Origin of the sequence: Rhodanobacter sp. T12-5 (genome assembly GCF_008329435.1) — a bacterium.
Classification (GTDB): domain Bacteria; phylum Pseudomonadota; class Gammaproteobacteria; order Xanthomonadales; family Rhodanobacteraceae; genus Rhodanobacter.
This window is the reverse complement of sequence record NZ_NPKN01000002.1, coordinates 731,221-752,205: the sequence shown is the minus strand read 5'-3', so window position 1 is coordinate 752,205 and position 20,985 is coordinate 731,221. Positions and strand designations below refer to the sequence as shown.

At 64.8% G+C, this 20,985-nt stretch carries 21 protein-coding genes; 13 read left to right on the top strand and 8 right to left on the bottom strand.

The window, feature by feature from the left end; translation table 11 throughout:
• Positions 1-2 precede the first annotated feature (2 nt).
• On the bottom strand, positions 3-1,292 hold the full coding sequence (locus CIW53_RS17780) for a DUF6861 domain-containing protein (protein ID WP_197736630.1): 1,290 nt from the start codon (positions 1,290-1,292) through the stop codon (positions 3-5).
• Between the two features lie 251 nt (positions 1,293-1,543).
• Positions 1,544-3,433, bottom strand: a complete 1,890-nt coding sequence (gene dxs, locus CIW53_RS07565; protein WP_149364062.1) for a 1-deoxy-D-xylulose-5-phosphate synthase — start codon at positions 3,431-3,433, stop codon at positions 1,544-1,546.
• Between the two features lie 127 nt (positions 3,434-3,560).
• Between dxs and CIW53_RS07560 the strand changes: the two genes are divergently transcribed.
• A complete protein-coding gene (locus CIW53_RS07560; protein WP_149364061.1) occupies positions 3,561-4,067 on the top strand; it encodes a low affinity iron permease family protein in 507 nt (168 codons plus the stop codon).
• On the opposite strand, the gene CIW53_RS07555 is transcribed toward CIW53_RS07560, so the two are convergent.
• A complete protein-coding gene (locus tag CIW53_RS07555) occupies positions 4,064-4,681 on the bottom strand; it encodes an HNH endonuclease (protein ID WP_149364195.1) in 618 nt (205 codons plus the stop codon). The two genes, CIW53_RS07560 and CIW53_RS07555, sit on opposite strands and share 4 nt — an antisense overlap.
• 238 nt (positions 4,682-4,919) lie before the next feature.
• Here CIW53_RS07555 and CIW53_RS07550 point away from each other — a divergent pair, with 238 nt between their 5' ends.
• A complete protein-coding gene (locus CIW53_RS07550) occupies positions 4,920-5,705 on the top strand; it encodes a SapC family protein (protein WP_149364060.1) in 786 nt (261 codons plus the stop codon).
• A gap of 65 nt (positions 5,706-5,770) precedes the next feature.
• Here CIW53_RS07550 and CIW53_RS07545 read toward each other — a convergent pair whose 3' ends face one another.
• Positions 5,771-6,241, bottom strand: coding sequence for a GNAT family N-acetyltransferase (locus CIW53_RS07545; protein ID WP_149364059.1), 471 nt, complete (start codon positions 6,239-6,241; stop codon positions 5,771-5,773).
• Between the two features lie 154 nt (positions 6,242-6,395).
• On the opposite strand from CIW53_RS07545, the gene CIW53_RS07540 reads away from it, so the two are divergent.
• Complete coding sequence (locus CIW53_RS07540) at positions 6,396-7,832, top strand: RNB domain-containing ribonuclease (RefSeq protein WP_149364058.1); 1,437 nt, start codon at positions 6,396-6,398, stop codon at positions 7,830-7,832.
• Between the two features lie 46 nt (positions 7,833-7,878).
• The gene (locus tag CIW53_RS07535) at positions 7,879-8,112 is read left to right on the top strand and encodes a hypothetical protein (protein ID WP_149364057.1); all 234 of its coding nucleotides are present in this window, start codon (positions 7,879-7,881) and stop codon (positions 8,110-8,112) included.
• Positions 8,113-8,260: 148 nt separating this feature from the next.
• Here the strand turns inward: CIW53_RS07535 and CIW53_RS07530 are convergent, their stop codons facing one another.
• Positions 8,261-10,051, bottom strand: a complete 1,791-nt coding sequence (locus CIW53_RS07530) for an acyl-CoA dehydrogenase C-terminal domain-containing protein (RefSeq protein WP_149364056.1) — start codon at positions 10,049-10,051, stop codon at positions 8,261-8,263.
• Positions 10,052-10,075: 24 nt separating this feature from the next.
• A complete protein-coding gene (locus CIW53_RS07525) occupies positions 10,076-10,558 on the bottom strand; it encodes a hypothetical protein (RefSeq protein WP_149364055.1) in 483 nt (160 codons plus the stop codon).
• Positions 10,559-10,668: 110 nt separating this feature from the next.
• Between CIW53_RS07525 and CIW53_RS07520 the strand changes: the two genes are divergently transcribed.
• Positions 10,669-11,157, top strand: coding sequence for an SET domain-containing protein-lysine N-methyltransferase (locus CIW53_RS07520; protein ID WP_149364054.1), 489 nt, complete (start codon positions 10,669-10,671; stop codon positions 11,155-11,157).
• A gap of 79 nt (positions 11,158-11,236) precedes the next feature.
• On the opposite strand, the gene fusA is transcribed toward CIW53_RS07520, so the two are convergent.
• Positions 11,237-13,276, bottom strand: coding sequence for an elongation factor G (gene fusA / locus CIW53_RS07515; protein ID WP_149364053.1), 2,040 nt, complete (start codon positions 13,274-13,276; stop codon positions 11,237-11,239).
• Between the two features lie 436 nt (positions 13,277-13,712).
• Between fusA and CIW53_RS07510 the strand changes: the two genes are divergently transcribed.
• Together CIW53_RS07510 and CIW53_RS07505 are read left to right on the top strand one after the other, a co-directional pair.
• Positions 13,713-14,498 carry a hypothetical protein gene (locus tag CIW53_RS07510; RefSeq protein WP_149364052.1) on the top strand — a complete coding sequence of 262 codons (786 nt, stop codon included), beginning with the start codon at positions 13,713-13,715 and terminating at the stop codon, positions 14,496-14,498.
• A 41-nt stretch (positions 14,499-14,539) separates the two neighbouring features.
• Positions 14,540-16,531 (top strand): hypothetical protein, encoded by a 1,992-nt coding sequence (locus CIW53_RS07505; RefSeq protein WP_242451808.1) that lies wholly within the window; start codon positions 14,540-14,542, stop codon positions 16,529-16,531.
• A 24-nt stretch (positions 16,532-16,555) separates the two neighbouring features.
• On the opposite strand, the gene CIW53_RS07500 is transcribed toward CIW53_RS07505, so the two are convergent.
• Positions 16,556-17,566 (bottom strand): integron integrase, encoded by a 1,011-nt coding sequence (locus CIW53_RS07500; RefSeq protein ID WP_149364051.1) that lies wholly within the window; start codon positions 17,564-17,566, stop codon positions 16,556-16,558.
• 180 nt (positions 17,567-17,746) lie between these two features.
• Between CIW53_RS07500 and CIW53_RS07495 the strand changes: the two genes are divergently transcribed.
• The 6 genes from CIW53_RS07495 (at position 17,747) to CIW53_RS07470 (ending at position 20,873) form a co-directional block, all read left to right on the top strand.
• Positions 17,747-18,295, top strand: coding sequence for a hypothetical protein (locus tag CIW53_RS07495; RefSeq protein ID WP_149364050.1), 549 nt, complete (start codon positions 17,747-17,749; stop codon positions 18,293-18,295).
• 553 nt (positions 18,296-18,848) lie between these two features.
• Positions 18,849-19,235 carry a Rap1a/Tai family immunity protein gene (locus CIW53_RS07490; protein WP_149364049.1) on the top strand — a complete coding sequence of 129 codons (387 nt, stop codon included), beginning with the start codon at positions 18,849-18,851 and terminating at the stop codon, positions 19,233-19,235.
• Positions 19,236-19,338: 103 nt separating this feature from the next.
• A complete protein-coding gene (locus CIW53_RS07485; RefSeq protein ID WP_149364048.1) occupies positions 19,339-19,581 on the top strand; it encodes a DUF6429 family protein in 243 nt (80 codons plus the stop codon).
• 54 nt (positions 19,582-19,635) lie between these two features.
• Entirely contained in the window at positions 19,636-20,025 is a 390-nt protein-coding gene (locus CIW53_RS07480) for a hypothetical protein (RefSeq protein WP_149364047.1), read from the top strand.
• Positions 20,026-20,122: 97 nt separating this feature from the next.
• The gene (locus tag CIW53_RS07475; protein ID WP_149364046.1) at positions 20,123-20,371 is read left to right on the top strand and encodes a hypothetical protein; all 249 of its coding nucleotides are present in this window, start codon (positions 20,123-20,125) and stop codon (positions 20,369-20,371) included.
• A 58-nt stretch (positions 20,372-20,429) separates the two neighbouring features.
• Positions 20,430-20,873 (top strand): hypothetical protein, encoded by a 444-nt coding sequence (locus CIW53_RS07470; protein ID WP_149364045.1) that lies wholly within the window; start codon positions 20,430-20,432, stop codon positions 20,871-20,873.
• Positions 20,874-20,985: the final 112 nt, after the last annotated feature.

Here is a 20,985-nt window from a genome sequence, read left to right as displayed (position 1 = left end):
CCTCATGGTTTTGTCATCAATCCGGTGGATGGATTGTATCTGTAACCATTGCTTGTCAGATATTTTATTTCCCGACCGAATCCGGTGAGACTCCCGTCGGCTTTCAGCAAGGCAGCGGCGCTGGGTTTCGTTGCAATGTAGATGGGATCGCCTCGTTGCATCGCGGAGTCAAGGAATGGGACGTTAACTTCATTCCAGAACTGGTCGGGCGTGCGGCTGGTAAACAGCGTGTCAGGGACATTGAGTACATTGTAACCGCCCGGTTTGGCACCGAAGTCCGTGGTTTTCGGATACGCCAGCTTCCCGTTGATGATGTTGTCCATGTCCGACGAGAAGCTTCCAAGTACGGTAGTGGTCTTGCCATCCGTGGGTTTGATAACGATGCCGCTCGAGGTGGTGATCTCTTTCGGTACATTTCCAAACTGGGTGCTTCTGGAAAGGGCTTTCTCTCCCTCCGAAATGTTGGACTGCACCTCCCTCGGCGGATTGACCTTGGCGCGCAGCTGGACCCGGGCTGGGGGTCTTGCACTCTCCCGCGTAGCTGCGGTGATTGTCGTCGGAGCGAACTCCGGAGCCCGCAGCCGCGGCTCCGCCTTCAGTTTCCCCTCGTTCCTGACCATCCACTCCGCGAACTTCGGGCCGACCTTGCTGCTGCGCACGCTCTCGGCGAGTTCGCCCATGCTGCCGCGGCCTTTGGCGAGATAGGCGACGATGCCCATCAGCAGGAGGACGAAGACGGCGACGTGGGCACGGGCGATTTTTTCGGCGGCGTGGCAGACGGCGAGCCGGTCGACGCGGATCGGTTGTTGCGGCAGCGGTGGCGGGGTGGCGGCCAGCCAGGCCTGGCGGATGCCGGCCCAGTAGTCGCGGGCGATGCCGGGCATGTCCTTGACGACGTACTCGGCCAGCGCCTTCAGGCCCATGGCGATGAGGATCCATTCACCGACCTGCGCGCCGGCGCCGGCGCCGACGACGACCCCCGGAATCGCCCCGACCCCGGCACCGCCGACACCTCCGGCGATGCAGCCGATCAGTGCGCCGCCGCCGGTGGTGGCGAGCATGACGACGAGGCACTGGCGCAGCACGTCGACGATGTCGTTCACGACACGCTGGAGATCCAGTTCGCGGAAATCGCGAAGGATCCGGTAGACCGCCAGTCCCTCGGAAAGCCTGATCGCCTGTTGCAGGCTGTCGGCACGCGCCGATATCAGCTTCGCTTCGCCACGGATGCTGGAGGTGTGCCGGCTTGCCCAGCGTTCCAGTTGTTGCCACGAGTCGAGCATCCCGCCCATCGACACTCCCTGTGTACACGATTCATGTGCCTGGGCCGCAAGGTAGCCCAACGACCTCGGCCAATATCCCGTACCTGATCACAGAAATGCTGCAGGCCGATGGTGCTCCCTGCACCATGCTTCCGCCGCCGGCATGTGGGCGGGACCTCTCGGTAGGCACGCGATGGGTGCATCGGCATGCATGAGGACACGGGAGGCTTCTCGCCATCAGTATCCTCAAGGTGAGGATGGCGGCTGCCGGGAGGGCCGGTTCAGGCGTTGGCCTGGCTCAGCAGGCCCGCCTGCGGGAAGCGCGCGCGGACCGCGTTGCGGATGCCAGGCAGGTCGAGGCCTGCCATGGTCAGCACTTCTTCGCGGCTGCCGTGTTCGAGATAGACGTCTGGAAGGCCGAGGTGCAGGATCGGAAGAGTGATGCCGTGCGCGGCCAGGCATTCGGCCACGGCGGAGCCGGCACCGCCGGCGATGGCGTTGTCTTCCAGGGTGACGAAGGCATCGTGGGTCTTTGCCAGCTCCACCAGCATCGCCTCGTCCAGTGGCTTGACGAAGCGCATGTTGACGAGCGTGGCGTCGAGTTCGGCGGCGACCGTGCCGGCAGTTGCCAGCATTGCGCCGAAGCTGAGCAGGGCCAGGCCATGTCCGCGTCGGCGCAGTTCGGCCTTGCCGATCGGCAGCGTATCGAGTTGCTGGTGGATCGCCGCGCCGGGACCGGTCCCTCGCGGGTAGCGCACGGCGGCGGGGCCGTGGTGCTGAAAGCCGGTGCTGAGCATCATGCGGCACTCGTTCTCGTCGGCCGGCGCCATGATCAGCATGTTCGGCAGGCAGCGCAGGAAGGTCAGGTCGAAGCTGCCCGAATGCGTTGCGCCGTCCGGGCCGACCACGCCGGCGCGATCGATCGCGAAGGTGACGTCGAGGTTCTGCAGCGCCACGTCGTGGATCGCCTGGTCGTAGGCGCGCTGCAGGAACGTGGAATAGATCGCCACCACCGGCTTGGCCCCTTCGCAGGCCATGCCGGCGGCCAGCGTCACGGCGTGTTGCTCGGCGATCGCCACGTCGAAATAGCGCTCGGGGTATTCCTTTGAATAACGCACCAGGCCGGAGCCCTCGCGCATCGCTGGCGTGATCGCCAGCAGGCGCGGGTCGGCGGCGGCCTGGTCGCACAACCAGTCGCCGAAGATGTCGGTGTAGGTGGGCCTGGCCGGCGCATTCTTCTTCACCAGGCCGGCCTGCGGGTCGAACGGTCCGACGGCGTGGTATTCGATCTGCGCCTGTTCGGCCGGGGCGTAGCCCTTGCCCTTGGTGGTGATCACGTGCAGCAGTTGCGGGCCGGGCAGGTTTTTCACCGTGCGCAGCGCTTGCAGCAGCTGCGGGATGTTGTGACCGTCGATCGGGCCGGTGTAGTGGAAGCCGAGTTCCTCGAACAGCGTGCTCGGGACGAACATGCCCTTGGCGTGTTCTTCCCAGCGCTTGAACCAGCGACCTGCGAAGGACTGTTTGGGCATCGCCCGCTTGGCCCGTTCGCGCAACTGGTTGAGCCGACGGCTGGCCATCGCGCGGGCCATCATCTTGGTCAGCGCGCCGACGTTTTCGCTGATCGACATGCCGTTGTCGTTGAACACCACCAGCATGTCCGGCTCGACGTCGCCACCGTGGTTGAGCGCTTCGAACGCCATGCCGGCGGTCATCGCGCCGTCGCCGATCACGGCCACGACCTTGCGATGGTCGCCTTTGCGCTGCGCGGCGATCGCCATGCCCAGCGCGGCCGAGATCGAGGTGGACGAGTGGCCGACGCCGAAGGTGTCGTACTCGCTCTCCTCGCGACGCGGGAATGGTGCCAGGCCGTCCTTCTTCTTGATCGTGGTGATGCGGTCGCGACGGCCGGTGAGGATCTTGTGCGGATAGCACTGGTGACCGACGTCCCATACCAGGCGGTCGTGCGGCGTATCGAATTCGTGGTGCAACGCGACGGTCAGTTCCACCACACCCAGGCCCGCGCCGAAGTGGCCGCCCGAACTGGCCACGGACTCGATCAGGTACTGGCGCAGCTCGTCGGCAACGGCCGGCAGTTCGTCGTCCGACACGCGGCGCAGGTCGGCTGGCGTCTCGATCGGCGCCAGGTGAGGGTAGTGGGAGAGGTCGTTCATCTGCGTATTGTTGGCCCAGCGGCGGGACGGGGCAAGGGCGCGACCGTGAAGATGTGGGCGTTTTCGCGTGCACATTCAGCATACGGGCGGGGCCGCATGCTGTACCCGACCAACCGGGAAGGCAGCCATGGCCACACTTTCACAGCACTTTCGCCATTTCGCAGAAACGACGGCACGCAATACCGGCCGGCCGACCGCCTTTCTGCTGGCGGTGCTGGTGGTGCTGGTGTGGGCCGCGACCGGTCCGCTGTTCCACTTTGGCGACACCTGGCAACTGGTCATCAATACCGGTACCACCATCATCACGTTCCTGATGGTGTTCCTGATCCAGAACAGCCAGAACCGCGACAGCGCCGCGTTGCAGATCAAGCTGGACGAACTGATCCGCTCGACCGCGGCACACAACAGCCTGCTCGACCTCGAAGACGTGGACGAGGAGACGCTGGAACGCATTCGTGAAAACTACCGCAAGCTGGCCAGCCGCAAGCGGGACGCACAGGCTGCGTCGGGTGAAAAGGCCGGCGAGGAAGGGGACGCCGAAGACGCCTGCGCGGAGGTCGAGCAGATTGATCGCGAGCTGGAGAAGAACCGCAGGGACCAGGCCGCCACGAACGGCAAAAACACCGCCGATTAGGCGACGCTGGCCTGCTCAAGCCGCTCGCCGCGGCGCTGCCGCGGCAAACGGCTGACGAGGAATTCCATCTGGTCGGCCAGGATGTTGCGATTGGACAGGATCAGGTGTTCGACCCAGCTGGGCCGATACGGCACCGCCAGCAGCGGCATGTTGGCCTGCTGCGGCGTGCGGTTGCTCTTTTTCAGGTTGCAGGCGAGGCAGGCGCTGACCACGTTTTCCCATTCGTCCTTGCCGTGCCGGGAAATCGGCAGCACATGGTCGCGGGTCAGCTCGGCGCGGCTGAAATGTTCGCCGCAGTAAAGGCAGATGTGGCGATCGCGCGCGAACAGCGCGGTATTGGTCAACGCCGGCGCCGGGTCGATCGCGTGCTCGCGGCAGTGGCCGGTGCTGGCGATGATCGGATGCAGTTGCAGCAGGCTCTGCGCGCCCTGCAGCCGGTTGTAGCCGCCATGCACGGTGAGGCAGGGGTCGCCGAGCGTCCAGGCGACCGCTTCGCGGACATACAGGCAAACCGCGTCCTGCCAGCTGATCCAGTCGAGGATGCGGCCGGCGGCGTCCAGCGACAACACGCGGGTCGCGTTGAGATCGGCCCGACTTGGCACTTCCATCAGCATGTAACCATCCTTCAGCCAGGGCTTGGAAAGGGCGTTCAGCAATGCGGAATGCTTGTCTGCAGCCAGCATAGAACAATTTCGTTGCAATTCGCAGGCAGGTATGACGGGAAGGCCGGGGGGCATGAGTCGCCGCCACGCAATCGCGCTGATATAGTTGTCAATCACACAGACCCGACGCCGGGTTTGGGAGGGGGCGCTTCGGTGGCGACCCCGGCACGGCGGGGCAGAGGTAGTCAACGTGGCTGAAGTTCTTTTCTACGAGCGCCCGGTGCCGCTCAATCGCGACGAACACAAGAGTCTGCGGCTGAAGGCCGTACCGAACCTGAAGTTCGCCATGAATACCCATTCGGTGCCGCTGACCGGCGCGGAATTCGGGGTCGCCGCGCGTGACCTGTTGATCGTGTTTGCCGGCGACACTGCGGCCACGGCAGGCCCGATCGCCTTGCTCGGCCTGCGCCAGAACGAAAACCTGTACGTCGACGCCGACGGCCAGTGGGCGCCGAATGTCTACGTACCGGCGTTCGTGCGTCGTTATCCGTTCGTGCTCGCGGAAAAGCCGGCCGGCACGTCGGCGGAGGATGGTTTCACCGTGTTCCTCGACGAGCGCTATGAGGGTTTCAATACCGTCGAAGGCGAGCGCCTGTTCAAGGACGACGGCACCGACACTGAACTGCTGACCAATGCGGTGGGCTTCCTCGGGGAGTTCCAGCAGAACGTGTCGCGTACGCGCTGGTTCATGGAGCAATTGAACAAGCACGACCTGCTGGAACCGCGCAACGTGCGCCTGCAGAAGGAAGCGCGGGATGGCCAGGAGGCCAAGTCGATCAACCTCAACGGCCTGTTCGTGATCAACGAGGAGCGGCTGAAGAGCCTCGACGAGAAGACCGCTCACGAATTCGCGCGCGAAGGGGTGTTCGGCTGGATCTATGCGCACCTGCTGTCGCTGCTCAACATCGATCGCCTGGCACATCGGCTGGAAGTTCGCGAGCAGGCCGAAGCGGCCGCCGGCACGACCAGAAACTGATTCGTCCGTTCCCGGGTTGATGGAATGAACAAGCCGCCTCCGGGCGGCTTGTTCATTTGCGGTCTTCAGCGCACCGGTTTGGCCAGCCGCAACAGGTCCGGCGCGTAGCCGGTCGACTCGTACAGCGCGCGAGCGCGCTCGTTGCCGGGAAATACCGCCAGCGTCACCAGTTGGCAGTGGTGCTCGCGAGCCCATGCTTCGGCATGCGCCAGCAGCGCCTTGCCGATGCCTCTGCCTTCGTGTCCTGGCGCCACGGCCAGGTCGGAGACATGGCAATTGCTGCGCCCGGTGAAAAAGTCCTCGGTGCGCTGCAGGTGGATGAAGCCGACACGCTCCCCATCGGCTTCGGCCACGAACAGGTAGCTGTTCGCCGGTTGGTCCTCCAGATGCCGCAGCAGGTCGTCGCGAATGCCTTCGATGCATTCATGGCGACGCCGCCATGGTGGCAGCGGAAAGTCCACGAAGCGCGGCACCAGCGCAAGGATGAATTCGTCGTCGTCTTCGGCCAGGCGGATCAGCAGCGGTGTGTCGGTCATGGGGAGTTGTCGATGGCAGAGGATCCCGTTGGAGTTTCTACACCCAGCGCGACGTCTGCGGTAGCCCCGGCCTCGGCGTGTATATTCGTAGAGTTGTGCCACACGGGCGGCCCGCTGCCGGATCGCCGACCGACGTCATGCCAGGAAGACCATCGTGCCGACCACGCGCCGCATCCGCATCCAGCCCGCCGACCCCGTACTCGCCCAGGGCATGCACAACATCCAGGATGAATTGAAACTGCCATCGGCGTTTCCGCCGGAGGTCGAGGCGGCGGCCGCAGCGGCGGCCGCGAATCCGCGCCTGCCCGAACTGGATCGCAGCGACATTCCGCTGGTAACGATCGACCCGCCGGATGCGATGGATCTGGATCAGGCGATGTTCGTCGAGCGCAGTGATGGCGGCTACCGGGTGTATTACGCCATCGCCGACGTCGCCGCGTTCGTCGCGCCGGGCGATCCGGTCGACCTGGAGGCGCACCGGCGCGGCGAGACCCTGTACGGCGCGGACGCGAAGATTCCGCTGCACCCGAAGGTCTTGTCCGAAGCGGCCGCCTCGCTGCTGCCGGGGCAGTTGCGCCCGGCGCTGCTGTGGACGATCGATCTGGACAAGACCGGCGAAGGCGTCGCCGTGGACGTGCGGCGCGCGCTCGTGAAGAGTCGCGCCAAGCTCGACTATGCCGGCGTGCAGCAACTCGTCGACGCCGGCACGGCCGATCCGATGTGGGCGGTATTGCGCGAGGTCGGCGAGCTGCGCCAGCGTCGCGAACTGGCCCGCGGCGGCGTCAGCCTGCCGTTGCCGGAGCAGGAAATCAGCGTGGTCGACGGTCGCTGGATACTGGCGTTCCGCGCGCGCCTGGCGATCGAGGACTGGAACGAACAGATTTCGCTGCTGACCGGCATGGCCGCCGCGCACCTGATGGTGCAGGCGAAGGTCGGCCTGCTGCGCACCTTGCCCGAACCGGACCCGCACGCGATCCAGCGCCTGCGCATCACCGCCCGCGCGCTTGGCATTGCCTGGCCGGAGGCGCTGGACTATCCCGGCTTCATCCGCTCGCTGGACCCGTCCAACGACACCCACGTGGCGATGCTGACCGCCTGCACCACCGTCCTGCGCGGTGCCGGCTACGCAGCGTTCGACGGCGCGCTGCCGGAGCAGCCGATGCATTCGGCGCTGGCCGGCGAATACACCCACGCGACCGCGCCGCTGCGTCGACTGGTCGATCGCTACACCGGTGAAGTGTGCCTGGCATTGTGTGCGAAACAGCCGGTGCCGGGCTGGGCATTGGCCGCCTTGCCGGACCTGCCGGCCACGATGCAGGCCTCCGGTCATCGCGCGCGGCAGTATGAGAAAGCCATCCTCGATCTGGCCGAAGCCTCCGTGCTGGCGCCGCGCCTGGGCGAGATTTTCGCCGGCGCGATCGTCGAGGTCGCCGACAAGGATCCCACCTGCGGCGTGGTGATGGTGCGCGATCCGGCGATCGAGGCCCGCGTATCGGCAGTCGCTGCGCTGCCGCTGGGTGCCGACGTCAAGGTGACTCTGGTCGAGGCCGATCCGGCCAAGCGGGTAACCCGCTTCGCGCTGGCTGGCTGACGACGGCCGGCGCAGGCGTTGGCAAGACTGTTGCATTACCTCGGGCATGAGCGAACATGCCTACGACATCACCTACCTCCTCGAGTCCGAGCCCGCCGCCGTCAAGGCTCCGGAACTGCGCGCCGTCCCGGCACGGCCGGCGGCCCCGCCCCGACCCAGCCTTGCCGAGGTGCAGGAGGCCATCGCCCGCGATCTGATGCAGGCGGCGGAGGCTCACGAAGAGCTGATCCGGCAATACCTGTGCGTCATGGGCGACGCCACGCAGACCGCAGCGATGTAACAGCTGCCGGCTGACCGGGATGCCGCACTTGCACCATACGTGACAAACCTGGACACATCGCACTGACCTTCGGCGCCACGCCGACCGACCGGCGGGCAACGAAAAGCCCGGGTTTCCCCGGGCTTCGTGCCGATGCTGCGCGAGGTCTTCAGTCGATCGCCGGCAACGTATCCACCCCAGCCTCGATCGCGGCCTTGTGGGCCAGGCAGCGCGGCAGGATGCGCGCGAAGTAGAACGCGGCCGTATCGCGCTTGGCCTGCTTGAACGCGGCGGATTGCGTGCCGGCTTCGGCGGCGGCCACGCTGCGCGCCCACAGGTAGGCGAGGGTGACGTAGCCGGAGTAGTACAGGTAGTCGGTGGCGGCGGCGCCGAGTTCCTCCGGGTTGGCCTGCACGCGCTGGGCCAGGCTCACGGTGAGGTCGCTCCATTCCTTGGTGGCGACGGCCAGCGGCCCGATCAGGCTGCGCAGTGCCGCGTCGGCGCTGTGCTGCTGGCAGAACGCGCTGATCTCCTGCAGGAAGTGCTTCGCGCCAATGCCCTGCAGCTGGAGGATCTTGCGGCCCAGCAGGTCGGCCGCCTGGATCCCGGTGGTGCCTTCGTACAAGGTGATGATGCGCGCGTCGCGCACGAACTGCTCCATGCCGTTCTCGGCGATGTAGCCGTGGCCGCCGTAGATCTGCAACGCTTCCTTGGTGCACTCCTGCGCCAGTTCGGTGGTCATGCCCTTGGCGATCGGGATCAGGAACGCGACCAGCTCGCCGGCCTTCTGCCGGGCTGCCTCGTCCGTCGCGCGGTGTTCGATGTCGGTCTGCAGCGCGGTGTACAGCACCAGCGCGCGCGAACCTTCGACGAACGCGCGCTGGGTCAGCAGCATGCGCCGCACGTCCGGCTGTACCAGCAGGTTGTCGGCCGGCTTGTCCGGGAATTTCGGGCCGGACAGCGAGCGCGACTGCAGCCGCTCGCGCGCGTAGTTGAGGCTGTTCTGCAGCGCGCGCTCGGCCAGCGCCAGGCCCTGCACGCCGACCGACAGGCGCGCCGCATTCATCATGGTGAACATCGCGGCGAGGCCCTTGTGTGGCTTGCCGATCAGGTAGCCTTCGGCGCCGTCGAAATTCATCACGCAGGTGGAGCAGGCGTGGATGCCCATCTTGTGCTCGATGGCGCCGGCGGCGACGCTGTTGCGCTCGCCCGGCGTACCGTCCGCATCGAGCTTGAACTTGGGCACGATGAACATCGAGATGCCGCGGCTGCCTTCCGGCGCGTCGGGCAGGCGCGCCAGCACCAGGTGCACGATGTTCTCGGTGAGATCGTGCTCGCCGGCGCTGATGAAGATCTTGGTGCCGCTGAGCTTGTAGACCGGATGGCCGTCCGCGTCCGCCGCTGCCGGTTCGGCGCGGGTCTTCAGCAGGCCGAGGTCGGAGCCGGCCTGCGGTTCGGTCAGGCACATCGTGCCGGTCCAGCGGCCTTCGATGATCGGCTTCATGAAGCGTTCGCGCTGCCACTCTTCGCCGTGGATTTGCATGGCGTGGGTGGCGCCTTCGGACAGCAGCGGGTACAGGCTCCAGGCCAGGTTGCCGGACTGGAAGATTTCGGTGGTAGCGGTACCGAGTACGCCGGGCAGTGCCTGGCCGCCGTAGCTCTCGGGGTTGGTCAGGCCGGTCCAGCCGCCGTCCGCAAATTGCTTGAACGCTTCCTTGAAACCCTTCGGCGTGGTCACCGTCTGCGCGGCCTTGTCGAAGTGGCAACCTTCGGCGTCGGCGGGCGCGTTGGTCGGCGCCAGCAACTGCTCGCTGAGGCGGCCGGCTTCCTCGAGCACCGCATCGAGCAGGTCGCGGCTGTGCGCTTCGCCGCCCTGCAGCGAGGTCAGCGTCGGTTCGGCATCGAGCACGTCGAACAAGGCGAAGCGCAGATCGTCAAGGGGGGCCTTGTAAGCAGTCATGGTGGTTCCTTCGGTCGAAGTTGTTCAGCGGTAGGTATTGGGAATGCCCGGCACCGGCGAGATCCAGTCGTTGCCGTTGAAGTCGAAGTTGCGTGGCTTGTCTTCCTGCTCGGGCTTGGCGCTCGCGCTGCCAGTGACGCGGTAGGCCAGCGCACCGGAACTGCCCTTGCCGGCGGTGGCCTTGAGCGCCGCGTCCATCGCCGCCGTGGGCAGCACGTCGAGCTGTATCACGTCGCCGGCAAGTGCCGGGATATCGCGCTCGAACGTGGCGTGCAGCCGGACAGGCACCAACTTGGCGATCTGCAACTGGCCGTCCAGCGACTGGAAATCCATCTCGCCGTAGCTGTTGTTCTGGATGCGCACGGTCAGCCGCCACTGGCCGCTGGGCAACACCGTCAGCTGCTGGATGCTCAAGGTGGGCGGATAGACACTTTTCTTCGCCGGGCCGCAGCCGAACACGGCAGCCGTCAGCAGGACCAGCAGAAAGCCTTGCAGCAGTCGTTTCATGGGTTCACCTCAAACGATTGTTTGAATCTTAGCAAAGTCGACGGAAATTCCCATGATGCCCCGCAACGGGCATCATCACGGGTTACTTCCCCAGAGCCAGCAGATCGTCCATGACTTCAGCACGTCCCACGCCCGCCCGTCGAATTGTTGCCCGCCGCTCGCCGATCCACGGCAACGGCGTGTTCGCCGTCAGTGCCATCGCCAAAGGCGAGGAAATCATCGAGTACAAGGGCAAGCTGCTGACCCATGCCGAGGCCGACGAGTTGTACGGCGACGGCGGCGAGACCGGACACACGTTCCTGTTCACGCTCAACGACGACTACATCATCGACGCCAACCAGAACGGCAACAGCGCGCGCTGGATCAACCACAGTTGCGCGCCGAACTGCCGCGCACTGGTGGAGGAAAGCGCCAGCGGCGACCCGCGCAAGGACAAGGTGGTGATCGAGACGATCCGCGCGATCAAGCCCGGCGAGGAACTGACCTACGATTACGGCATCGTGCTGGAGGTGCCGCACACCGCGCGCCTGAAGAAGCTGTGGAAGTGCCTGTGCGGGTCGCCGAAATGCACGGGGACGCTGCTCAAGCCGAAGCGCTGAGGGCAGGAGTGGGTGGAGAGGAGTGGGAAACGAGAGAAGCCCCCGTTCATTCTTTCCCACTCGCTCCCCGCTTCATCAGCTATTCCTCCTCCACGTGCGGCTTCCACGCCTCGCTGAGCTGCTTCTGCACGTTCGGTGGAACCGCCTCGTAGTGGCTCAGGTCGAGGCTGTAGCGGCCGCGGCCGCCGGTCATGGATTTCAGTTCGGTGGGGTAGTCGACCAGTTCGGCCAGTGGCGCCTGCGCCTTGATCACCAGCTCGCCGCCGCGCTGGGTGTCGGTGCCGAGGATGCGCGCGCGCTTGCCGGCGAGGCCGCCGGTGACGTCGCCGACATCGTGTTCGGGTATCGCCACCTCGACGTTGACGATCGGCTCCAGCACGATCGGCCGCGCCTTGCCGACGGCGTCGATGAACGCCTTCTTGCCGGCACTGACGAAGGCGACCTCCTTCGAGTCGACCGGGTGGTATTTGCCGTCGTAGACGGTGACGCGCAGGTCCTGCAGCGGATAGCCGGCGATCGCGCCGTGTTCCATCGCCTGGCGCACGCCTTTTTCGATCGCCGGCAGGAACTGGCCCGGGATCACGCCGCCTTTCACCGCATCGACGAATTCGAAACCGGCACCGCGATCGAGCGGCTCGATGCGCAGGAACACCTCGCCGAACTGGCCGGCGCCGCCGGTCTGCTTCTTGTGCTTGTGATGGCCCTCGGCATTGCCCGCGATGGTTTCGCGATAGGCGATGCGCGGCGTGTGGGTGTCCACCTCGACGCCGTAGCGTTCGCGCATGCGCTCCAGCATCACCTTCAGATGCAGGTCGGACAGCCCGCGCACCACGGTCTCGTTGAGCTCCTTGTGATGTTCGACGCGAAAGCACGGATCCTCCTCGGCCAGCCGCGCCAACGCGTTGGACAGCTTCTGCTCCTGGCCCTTGTGCCGCGGCTCCAGCGCCAGGCCGTACATCGGCGACGGAAACGCGGGCGGTACCAGCGTGATCAGGTCGTCCTCGTGCGAGTCGTGCAGCACGGCATCGAAATGGATCTCCTCGATTTTCGCCACCGCCGCGAGATCGCCGGGGACGGCTTCGTCGATCTCCACGTGCGTCTTGCCCTGCAGGCGGAACAGATGGCCGACCTTGAACGGCTTGCGGCCATCGTCGACCAGCAACTGGCTGTCGCGGCGGATCGTGCCCTGCCAAACGCGGAACACGCCGAGCTTGCCGACGAACGGATCGTTGACGATCTTGAACACGTCGGCGATCACGTGCGCGGCCGGGTCGGCGCTGATGGTCAGTGGCGTGCCGTCGCCACGCATGAAGGGTGGCGGATTGCCCTCGGCGGGATTCGGCAACAGCCGCGCGGCCACGTCCAGCAGTTCAGGCAAGCCCGCGGCAGTGCGTGCACTGACGAAACAGATCGGTACCAGGTGGCCCTCGCGCAGGCACTGCTCGAAGGCGTCGTGCAGTTGCGCCGGCGTGAGCGCGGCTTCGCCCGCGTCGAGATACCGGTCCATCACCGTTTCGTCGACCTCGACCACCTGATCGAGGATGCGCTGGTGCGCTTCGGCCAGCGAGGAAAAATCGGTGGTGCCTTCGGCATGGAAAAAGCAGTCCAGCACGCGGGTGCCGCGGCCGGCCGGCAGGTTCACCGGCAGGCATTCGTTGCCGAACTCGTCGCGCAGCGCGTCCACCAGCGCGGCCAGGTTGGCCCCATCGAAATCGATCTTGTTGATGACCAGCACGCGCGCGAGCCCGCGTTCGCGCGCGTGCATCATCATCCGGCGCGTGCCGTGCTCGATGCCGTTGATCGCATTGACCACGATCGCCACCGTCTCCACCGCAGCCAGCGCGGCCAGCGTGGCACCGCGGAAATCGGCATAGCCGGCGGTGTCGATCAGGTTGAGATGGCAGTCGCCATGGTCGAGATGCGCGATGCAGGTGTCGATCGAATGCGCGCGCGCCTTCTCCTGGCTGTCGGTATCGGACACCGTGTTGCCGCGCTCGACCGTTCCCGGCGTCTGGATCGCGCCGCCGGCCAGCAGCAGCGCTTCGAACAGCGTGGTCTTGCCCACGCCGGCGTGTCCGGCGAGCGCGATGTTGCGGATGCTTTCCGTGGAATGCGTCACGAGGCGACCCTCCCATGCAGGCGCGGCGTCGTGGCATGAACGGCGCCGCATGAGGCCGCGCGGTTGGCGGCTGACGATGGCGGGCCGTCATGGTCGTCCTTCGTGCACAGGGCGGTCATGGCGGAGAGGCGGCGCGTGGCGCCGCCCGCCTAGCCTTGAGCGAACCGCCGACGCGGTCAAGTTGCAGTGCGGGGAACCGGCGCCGTGCTGCGATGGTCTGCCCTAGGCATGATGTTCCGGGCAATTGCCCTCGGACGGTGCGGCGGGGTTCAAGCGTCATCCCGCATCCTTCCCGCATCCATCCGTACCACGAGGCCTCGTCATCAATCGCCTGCCACCGCCAGCATCCCATCGCCAGCCATCGCCGGTCGGACATCGACCGGCGCGCGGATCGACGCCGACGGGAAGCGAGCGTTGGCAACATCGCCTGGCGATCATGCTGGCCGCGTTGCTGCATGGCGTGTTCGTCGTGGCGATCTGGTATGCGATGCGTCCGCCGGGCGCGCCCGCAACGCAGCCGCAAGCGGAAGAGATGTTGCAGGTACGCTTCCTCACGCGTGCGCCGGCGGCTGCCGCACCACCACCGTTGCAGGTGCCACCGCCACCGAAAAAGCCGCTGCCGCGCCGGCCGGTCGAGCCGCCGGCGAAAGACGCGATGAGCGTGCAACCGCCACCGCCCGAAGCCGCCGACGTGCCGCGCCTGTATGACCTGCACGGCCAGCCGCGGCTGCCGGCCCCGGCCGTCAGCACGTCCGAACCGGGCTACGTGGCGAACCTGCCGCAAGGCGACCCGCGCGTGATGCGGCACGATGATCCGGTCAAGTACAAGGCGACGCGCTTCGAGCAGTACTTCCCGCCGCCGGGCGAAACCGCCGGTGGCGCGGCCGTGCGGCATGTGGTCGACACGGTGGTGAAGACGACGGATGTGCGCCTGCCGGGCGGTGTGCACCTGAAATGCAAGACGGTGTTGGGTATCCCGACTCCCGATTGCATCAATCCGCCGCCGCCACCTTCGGCCAAGGATGGCGACGAGCGACTGAGCATGGCGCCGGCAAGCTCGCTCGACGGCCACGCGCACGCGGAGAAGCCGCCGAGCGTCGAGGCGTGCATCGCCATGTATCGTGCCGGCAAGCCGCTCGAATGGGGCTGCCCGATCGATACCCCGAATCGCTCGGTCGACGCGGAACGACGGGCCACCAAGGTGGCCGTCGACCGCCACTGAGTGTCACGCGCAGCCACTGCGACGCCCGTTACACTGGCTGCATGCCGCTGCCGCCCCGGGACCCCACCGTAGTTCGCTCCACTCGCAACCCCGCGCGGGTGATGCTGGACTCGCCGCTGGCGGCTGCCAGCAGGGCGCGGGTCCATCATCAGCGCACGCGTCAGCGTCCGCGTGAACGCGGCCTGCGTGCGGTGGCCGCGTTCGGCGCCTTGCTGGTGCATCTGGTGTTTCTGTTCGGCTTCGTGCTGGGTCCTGCCTATCAGGTCAAGCCGCCGCCGGAGTCGAAGGAATCGTTCCTGCAAGTGCGCCTGATCGAGCCGCCCCCGCCACCACCGCCACCGCCGGTGCGCGGCACCCCGCCGAAAGAACGCGGCCCGCGACACCAGGGCCACGTTCGCACGCCCGTGTCGAGCAACACGCGAAGCGAAGCGACCCGCGCCACCGCGGTGGCGACACCCGCGCCTGCCGCCGCGACGCCGGTAGTGGCGCCAGCGACGAAGCCACATGCACCGGTGCCGAAGCCGATCGCCGCGCCGCCACCCGCGGCGCGCCTGCCGCAACCTGCACCGACGCCCGAATTGCAGCCGGTTCCGCTGGCCGGCGAACCGCCTGCGCTGAGCGTGCCGACGCCGACATTGCAACCACCAGTGCCGCCGGCGTTCCAGCCCGAGTCGGTGCGACGACCCCGGATCGAAGGCACTCGTCCGATGCCGCCGCCAGCCTCGCTGGCATTGCCGGAGCTGCCGATGCAGGCGCCGCCGCCGATCGTCGTGACGAACATTGCCCTGCACACCGAGCCGGCGAAGTCTGCTGCACCGGCCAGCGTGAATCCCGTGCGTGCCGATATTGCGGCCGCGCCGCCGGTACCCGAATTGCAGCCGATACCGTTGCCGGCGCAACCCTCGCCCAGCGTGGATCTGCAAACGACACTGAGCCCGCCGGCACCCACCGTTGCGCGCGAGCAACCCCGGGTTCAGGCGCCGGCCATCGACGCAGTCGAAGCTGTGCTGGAGTCGGTGCCCCTGGCGCCGGTGACACCGGCGCAAGTGCACGCGCCGGCGCCGGCCGTGAAGATTGCGGTCGACGCCAGTGCACTGAAGCCAGCCGTCCAGACGTCCATCGAGCGGCCGCAAGCCAGCGTGCCACCGATTGTCGTGCAAGCTCCGTCGCCCATCGCAAAGCCCGCCAGCGCAAGCAAGCCGACGCCTGCAACGGCCGAACAGCCGGCACCCAACCCGGCGTCGGTGACCCCCGCTGAAATCGTCGACAAGAGTGATGTCAGCCGCGCACCCGACGCGACCCCGCAGGGCAGCGACAGCGCCACGCCGGGCCAGCCCGATGGCGTAGTCGCCGCACCACAAGACAGCGGCAAGCAAACCGCCGCCGCACAACCGGCAGCGAAGCAGGGTGGTGACAAGGGCGACCACGCCAACCCGGTGGCCACCGGCCAGATCGGCGGCAACCAACCCGGCGCCGCGCAAGGCGCGAAGCAGGGCGAACTCGGCAGCTATGTGCAGCTCCGGCCGCACGGCGATACGCAGGTCATGAGCCACGGCACGCCGAACATCGGCTACCAGCCCACCCGATTCGATCAGGACTGGGCCCCGCAAGGTGAAAGCTCGATCGACACCGCGCTGCGCCATGCCGTCGAAAAAACCACCGTGAAGCACACCTTCCACCTCCCGCGCGGCGTGCGCATCGAATGCGGGGTGATGCCCTTGCTGCCCATGGCCCTGCTCGGTTGCCGCAATCCCGATCCGCCGCCGAAGCCGGTCGATCCGAAGGTCTACGACCGATTGCATCTCGCGCCCGCCAACCCGCTGGCACCCCCGGCACCTGCAGCCAGCGGCGCCGCTCCGGCACAGGCACCGATGATCAAGATCGACAACAGCGCGGAATGCGCCGCCGCCCGCGTCGCCGGCGGCCCGCCGCCGCCCGGTTGCGAAGACAGCGTGCTGCCGCTAAAGCCGGCCCACCGGCCCGCATCCTCATCCAGTTCGTCGTGGGTGCCGGCCAGCGATCAGTTCCATTGACGCCGGGCATCGCGCATCCCAGGATCAGCCGCGGTCCAGCGGACTCAGCACGCCATGGCCACCGCGATTGAGCACGTGCGTATATATCTGCGTGGTGGCCACATCCTTGTGGCCAAGCAGTTCCTGCACCGTGCGGATGTCGTATCCGGCCTCCAGCAAATGCGTGGCGAACGAGTGGCGCAGCGTATGCGCACTTACCGGCTTGACGACCTCGGCGGCGCGACATGCCTTTTTCAATGCACGCGAGAGGGTCGGGCTGTCGACGTGATGTCGGCGTTCGATGCCCTCGCGCGGGTCACGGGAACGTTGCGTCGCGGGAAACACGTACTGCCAGCCGATTTCGCGCGGAGCATCCGGGTATTTGCGTGCCAGCGCATGCGGCAGCCAAACTGCACCGAACCCCGCCAGCAGATCGGCTTCGTGCAGCAGGCGGGCGCGTTCGATCTCGCGACGCAACGGCTCGACCAGTGACCGCGGCAGCATGGTGCGCCGATCCTTGCCGCCCTTGCCGTCGCGGATGGTGATTTCATTGCGCCCGAAATCCACATCCTTGATCCGCAACCGCAGCGCTTCCATCAGGCGCATGCCGGTGCCGTACAACAGGCTGGCCAGCAACCACGCGCGCCCGTCCATTCTTGCCAGCACGCGCGTGATCTCGTCACGCGAGAGCACCGTCGGCACACGCTGCGACCGCTTGGCCCTTACCACGCCCTCCATCCACGGCAGCTCTATACCCAGCACCTGCTTGTACAGAAACAGCAGTGCCGCCAACGCCTGGTTCTGCGTGGCCGCGGCCACCTTGCCCTGAACAGCCAGCTGCGACAAAAACCCCTCGACCTCGGCTTCGCCCATTTCGCGAGGATGCCGTTTGCCATTGGCCAGGATGAAGCGACGAATCCAGGCGACATAGACCATCTCGGTACGCTTGCTGTAATGCTTCAACCGCAAGACACGCCGCACCTCGTCCATCAATCGCGGCGCAGGCGAGCCACCGACCGTACGGTTTATTCCTGCGTTTTCGGAGTCATAAGACATAGCGCTTCGATCCGTGAAATATGCAAAGGCCATCCTCACCCGTTTGCATCGCCTCAACCATCCGGCAAGTTCCTGTCTCCCCGTAGGATTTGCGCGCTTGACGGATGCCGGGCGAAAGCTGAACATCCGTTGCATATGCCCCGATGTGGGGTCTAATAAGCGTTAGACCAGGGGGGCTTCGTGAACGAAGATATTCCGCACCTTCACGAACGAGTGACCGCCAGTCGCCTCCTGTCGACAACCGCTGCGGAGATTAGCGGCAAGCTGGACGCGTTCTGCAATTGGCTGCTGCTCGGTGTTGGTGCTGCCTATACGCTCGTTTTTTCTCACTGGGCAGAGCTCCGAAGTCTGATCGCACCATGCACGCTTCAGATCAGCTTGGCGCTACTTCTCGCCGCAATCGTGGTCGGTATCTTTCAACGCTGGCTTGCTGCCATGGTTGCCTCCAGCTTCGCCACATCGGAAAAATCTAGCCAAGTTGGCGCAGAGCTTGCTGCGCGAGGTATAGAGGTCGACTTCGCGGTAGTCTTCAGTGAGATGGAGCGGGGTCTCTTCTACCCGGCGAAGTGGATAGCACGCAGTAGCTTCAAAAAGGCAGTTGCTGGCGACCTTGCCGCAGGCGGGCGCCTTGCGGCCTATATTTCACAGATCCAAAGTTGGTTGGCCTTCGCGCTTGTTGGCCTAGTAGTAGCGGCAGTAGCCGTAACGGTCTCTGGCGTAAAGGTCTAACTGTTCGTTCAAGGCGGACGGCTTCGCCGCCGCTTAACTCAAGCGTTAGGCGGCAAAGAAATGTCGAGTGAGCTCGAAGTTTTCAATCAGCACCAAGCAGATGTAAGGAACCGGCTGAACTTCTTGGTGCAGTGTGTTCTGCTGCTCGCAGGTGGCGCACTGACAGCATCGGTAACGGTGTTCACTGGTTCCCGAACAATCCATCTAATTGGGTGGCAGCCTGCAATCCTAGCCTTCTCTTGGTGGGCGCTAGTTGCATCAATGTGCCTTGCAGTTGTTGTGGTCGCAATAGTTTTGCTGCGTGACTACGCATTGGGCGAGCGTTGGCGAAGATCTTTTAGTGACCCATCTGTTGATGCTACTGGTTCTCCGGGGTGGGTAGAAACCTTGATAATTACGCTAGGGCTTCTATCAATAGCTGCGTTCTTAGCGGGTTTCATTGGTATCGGTTACGTGGCAACGTCGGTGGTTGTCGCCTAACATCTCGTTCAAGGCGGACGGCTTCGCCGCCGCTTAACTCCAGCGTTATACCGCGCAAGCACAGGGAAGAATCATGCAAAAGCTAGCCTATTCCCTGCTATTCCTGCTTGCCGCAGTTGCGGCTGTGCAGAGCTCTCCGGCGAGCGCCAAGGAGATGACAGCCGGCGATCTTCAACAGATCTGTAGCAGTGCAAACCGGGACGTCGATGCGCCATGTAGGTTCTACATTATGGGCATTGTTCAGGGCATCAACATCGGGCTGGGCATGGCCGATGGCAAAGTCGCGTCGGGGAGGCCGTGCATTCCCGACGATGTGCAAGATTCAAAGTTTGAAGTGCTCGTAAAGGCAAAGCTGGGCGCAGACTTAATGGTCAACCCCGGAGATAAAGAGCTGCCTGCTTCTAGCCTCGTAGGCGCCGTCATTGCCACGGCTTTCCCGTGCAACAAAGCTCGGCAATAGGGTGGGCGCGGTATAACATTTCGTTCAAGGCGGACGGCTTCGCCGCCGCTTAACTCAAGCGTTAGCCGTCATACTGAGACACCTGCTCTTTGAGGTTCCTGACATGGCCTATGACGAGTCAAAGATCGAGGACACTGTGCTTGCACTGCTCGCTGCTTTCAGTTTCGAAGGCGGCAGAGCTTGGAAGGGTTTCGACTTCGACGTAATGGATCGCCTTCATGCTCAGGACTTCATCGACAATCCCGCTAGCAAAAACAAGTCGGTCTGGCTCACGCCGCAGGGCTTGGAGCGCGGTCGCAGAATTGCCGAGCGGCTTTTTTCGGCTAATTCGGGCAATGCCGGCTAACATTTCGTTCAAGGCGGACGGCTTCGCCGCCGCTTAACTCAAGCGTTATGTCGCATGAAAATTACCTCGCTACTGATAGCTTTTTTTCTTGCATTCGGTGCAGCTTCCTGCGCGGTTGCAGCTGCCGCACCGGGCAACCCGCTCTCTTGTAATATCGGCCCAGTAACAAAGTCATACGGCGGCGGGCAATGGCTCGTTTATGGTTGCAGCGACGGCAAGAACGTTGTCCTGGTCACACCGCAAGGAAATCCGGGCTTTCCGTTTGTTTTCTCTTTCCTCTACAGCGGCAACAGCATGACGCTTCATGGCGAGGGCACCGGCAACAAGCACGTCACGGACGCCGCCTTCAAGGAGCTCCACGCACTTAGTCAAGCCGACATTGCCGCCCTGTTCCAACAAGCAAAGGCACATGCAGCTGCCGGCACTGGGCCGCATGCAACATAACCAGTCCGTAAGAGACTTCCCGTCAATGCCACTCGTTCAAGGCGGACGACTACGCCGCCGCTCAACTCTAGCGTTAGCCATCACAAGGAGCTTCTTGGTGGGTACTACATTCTGGATCAAGCGCTTCCTTACCGTTCTCGTTGGTGCTTTTGCCATCATCGGCACGGTACAAATGCTTAAAGGCCATGATTTGCCTTACTCCGTGACCCAGGCGGCCCTATGGGGGGTCATCACAGCAACCGTGTTCACGGTAGGCAGGCTCTATCACTCTCGTAGAGGTCGGCACTGCGCGATCTGCAGAGACACACCAGAAATGCAGCAGGTTGATCGTGGCGGCGATGCCTGACATTTCGTTCAAGGCGGACGGCTTCGCCACCGCTCGATTCCAGCGTTAGGGCTTCCCCGTGGAAATTACGTTCACCAAAGGCTCTGGCAAGTACGACGAGATGCGACTCACTCGAAACGGTGTGTCCGAAACCATCGCTTGTCCGAAACAACGCATCATCCCTCACGACATGGTGCACTACGCAGTCGAGCACACGCTACAAAAGCGAGGATTCCTGGTTCGCGTCCGTGAGGGCGCATTGGTTGGCTTTCAAATGGTTCCGGAGCCGGAAAGTGATGGTGTTGAGCGCTTGGTGGAAGTTTTTCAAGGCGACGCATGGTCAGGTGGTGACGCCTCACCACAAGACATGCTTGATCTCTATCAAGTCACTTGCACAGCACGAGAGTGTCCGGCGTTACCTGTTGGACCGGAAGACATCATTGCAATCCGCCGCAATATTCAAGGGCTCGATGCTCAGTGGCAAGCCCTCGCCACGGGGCAGTCCATGAGCCTGGTCATTTGACGGGGCGGTTGCAGTGAGCCCTGGCGATTTCGGAAGAGGCTTTCCGCCAATCCCGGGTGCATGATGTTTTTGCCCAGCCGCTGCCGGTCATCGTGTTGTCCTGTGCTGCGTC

What these genes read in the sequence shown, in the direction of transcription:
- CIW53_RS07530 (WP_149364056.1), bottom strand. Translation starts at nt 10,051, where the DNA reads ATGACTGCTTACAAGGCCCCCCTTGACGATCTGCGCTTCGCCTTGTTC.
- CIW53_RS07560 (WP_149364061.1), top strand. Translation starts at nt 3,561, where the DNA reads ATGGCCACACTTTCACAGCACTTTCGCCATTTCGCAGAAACGACGGCA.
- CIW53_RS07545 (WP_149364059.1), bottom strand. Translation starts at nt 6,241, where the DNA reads ATGACCGACACACCGCTGCTGATCCGCCTGGCCGAAGACGACGACGAA.
- CIW53_RS07500 (WP_149364051.1), bottom strand. Translation starts at nt 17,566, where the DNA reads ATGTCTTATGACTCCGAAAACGCAGGAATAAACCGTACGGTCGGTGGC.
- CIW53_RS07525 (WP_149364055.1), bottom strand. Translation starts at nt 10,558, where the DNA reads ATGAAACGACTGCTGCAAGGCTTTCTGCTGGTCCTGCTGACGGCTGCC.
- dxs (WP_149364062.1), bottom strand. Translation starts at nt 3,433, where the DNA reads ATGAACGACCTCTCCCACTACCCTCACCTGGCGCCGATCGAGACGCCA.
- CIW53_RS07490 (WP_149364049.1), top strand. Translation starts at nt 18,849, where the DNA reads ATGCAAAAGCTAGCCTATTCCCTGCTATTCCTGCTTGCCGCAGTTGCG.
- CIW53_RS07480 (WP_149364047.1), top strand. Translation starts at nt 19,636, where the DNA reads ATGAAAATTACCTCGCTACTGATAGCTTTTTTTCTTGCATTCGGTGCA.
- CIW53_RS07510 (WP_149364052.1), top strand. Translation starts at nt 13,713, where the DNA reads ATGCTGGCCGCGTTGCTGCATGGCGTGTTCGTCGTGGCGATCTGGTAT.
- CIW53_RS07555 (WP_149364195.1), bottom strand. Translation starts at nt 4,681, where the DNA reads ATGCTGATGGAAGTGCCAAGTCGGGCCGATCTCAACGCGACCCGCGTG.
- CIW53_RS07505 (WP_242451808.1), top strand. Translation starts at nt 14,540, where the DNA reads ATGCCGCTGCCGCCCCGGGACCCCACCGTAGTTCGCTCCACTCGCAAC.
- CIW53_RS07535 (WP_149364057.1), top strand. Translation starts at nt 7,879, where the DNA reads ATGAGCGAACATGCCTACGACATCACCTACCTCCTCGAGTCCGAGCCC.
- CIW53_RS07485 (WP_149364048.1), top strand. Translation starts at nt 19,339, where the DNA reads ATGGCCTATGACGAGTCAAAGATCGAGGACACTGTGCTTGCACTGCTC.
- CIW53_RS17780 (WP_197736630.1), bottom strand. Translation starts at nt 1,292, where the DNA reads ATGGGCGGGATGCTCGACTCGTGGCAACAACTGGAACGCTGGGCAAGC.
- CIW53_RS07520 (WP_149364054.1), top strand. Translation starts at nt 10,669, where the DNA reads ATGACTTCAGCACGTCCCACGCCCGCCCGTCGAATTGTTGCCCGCCGC.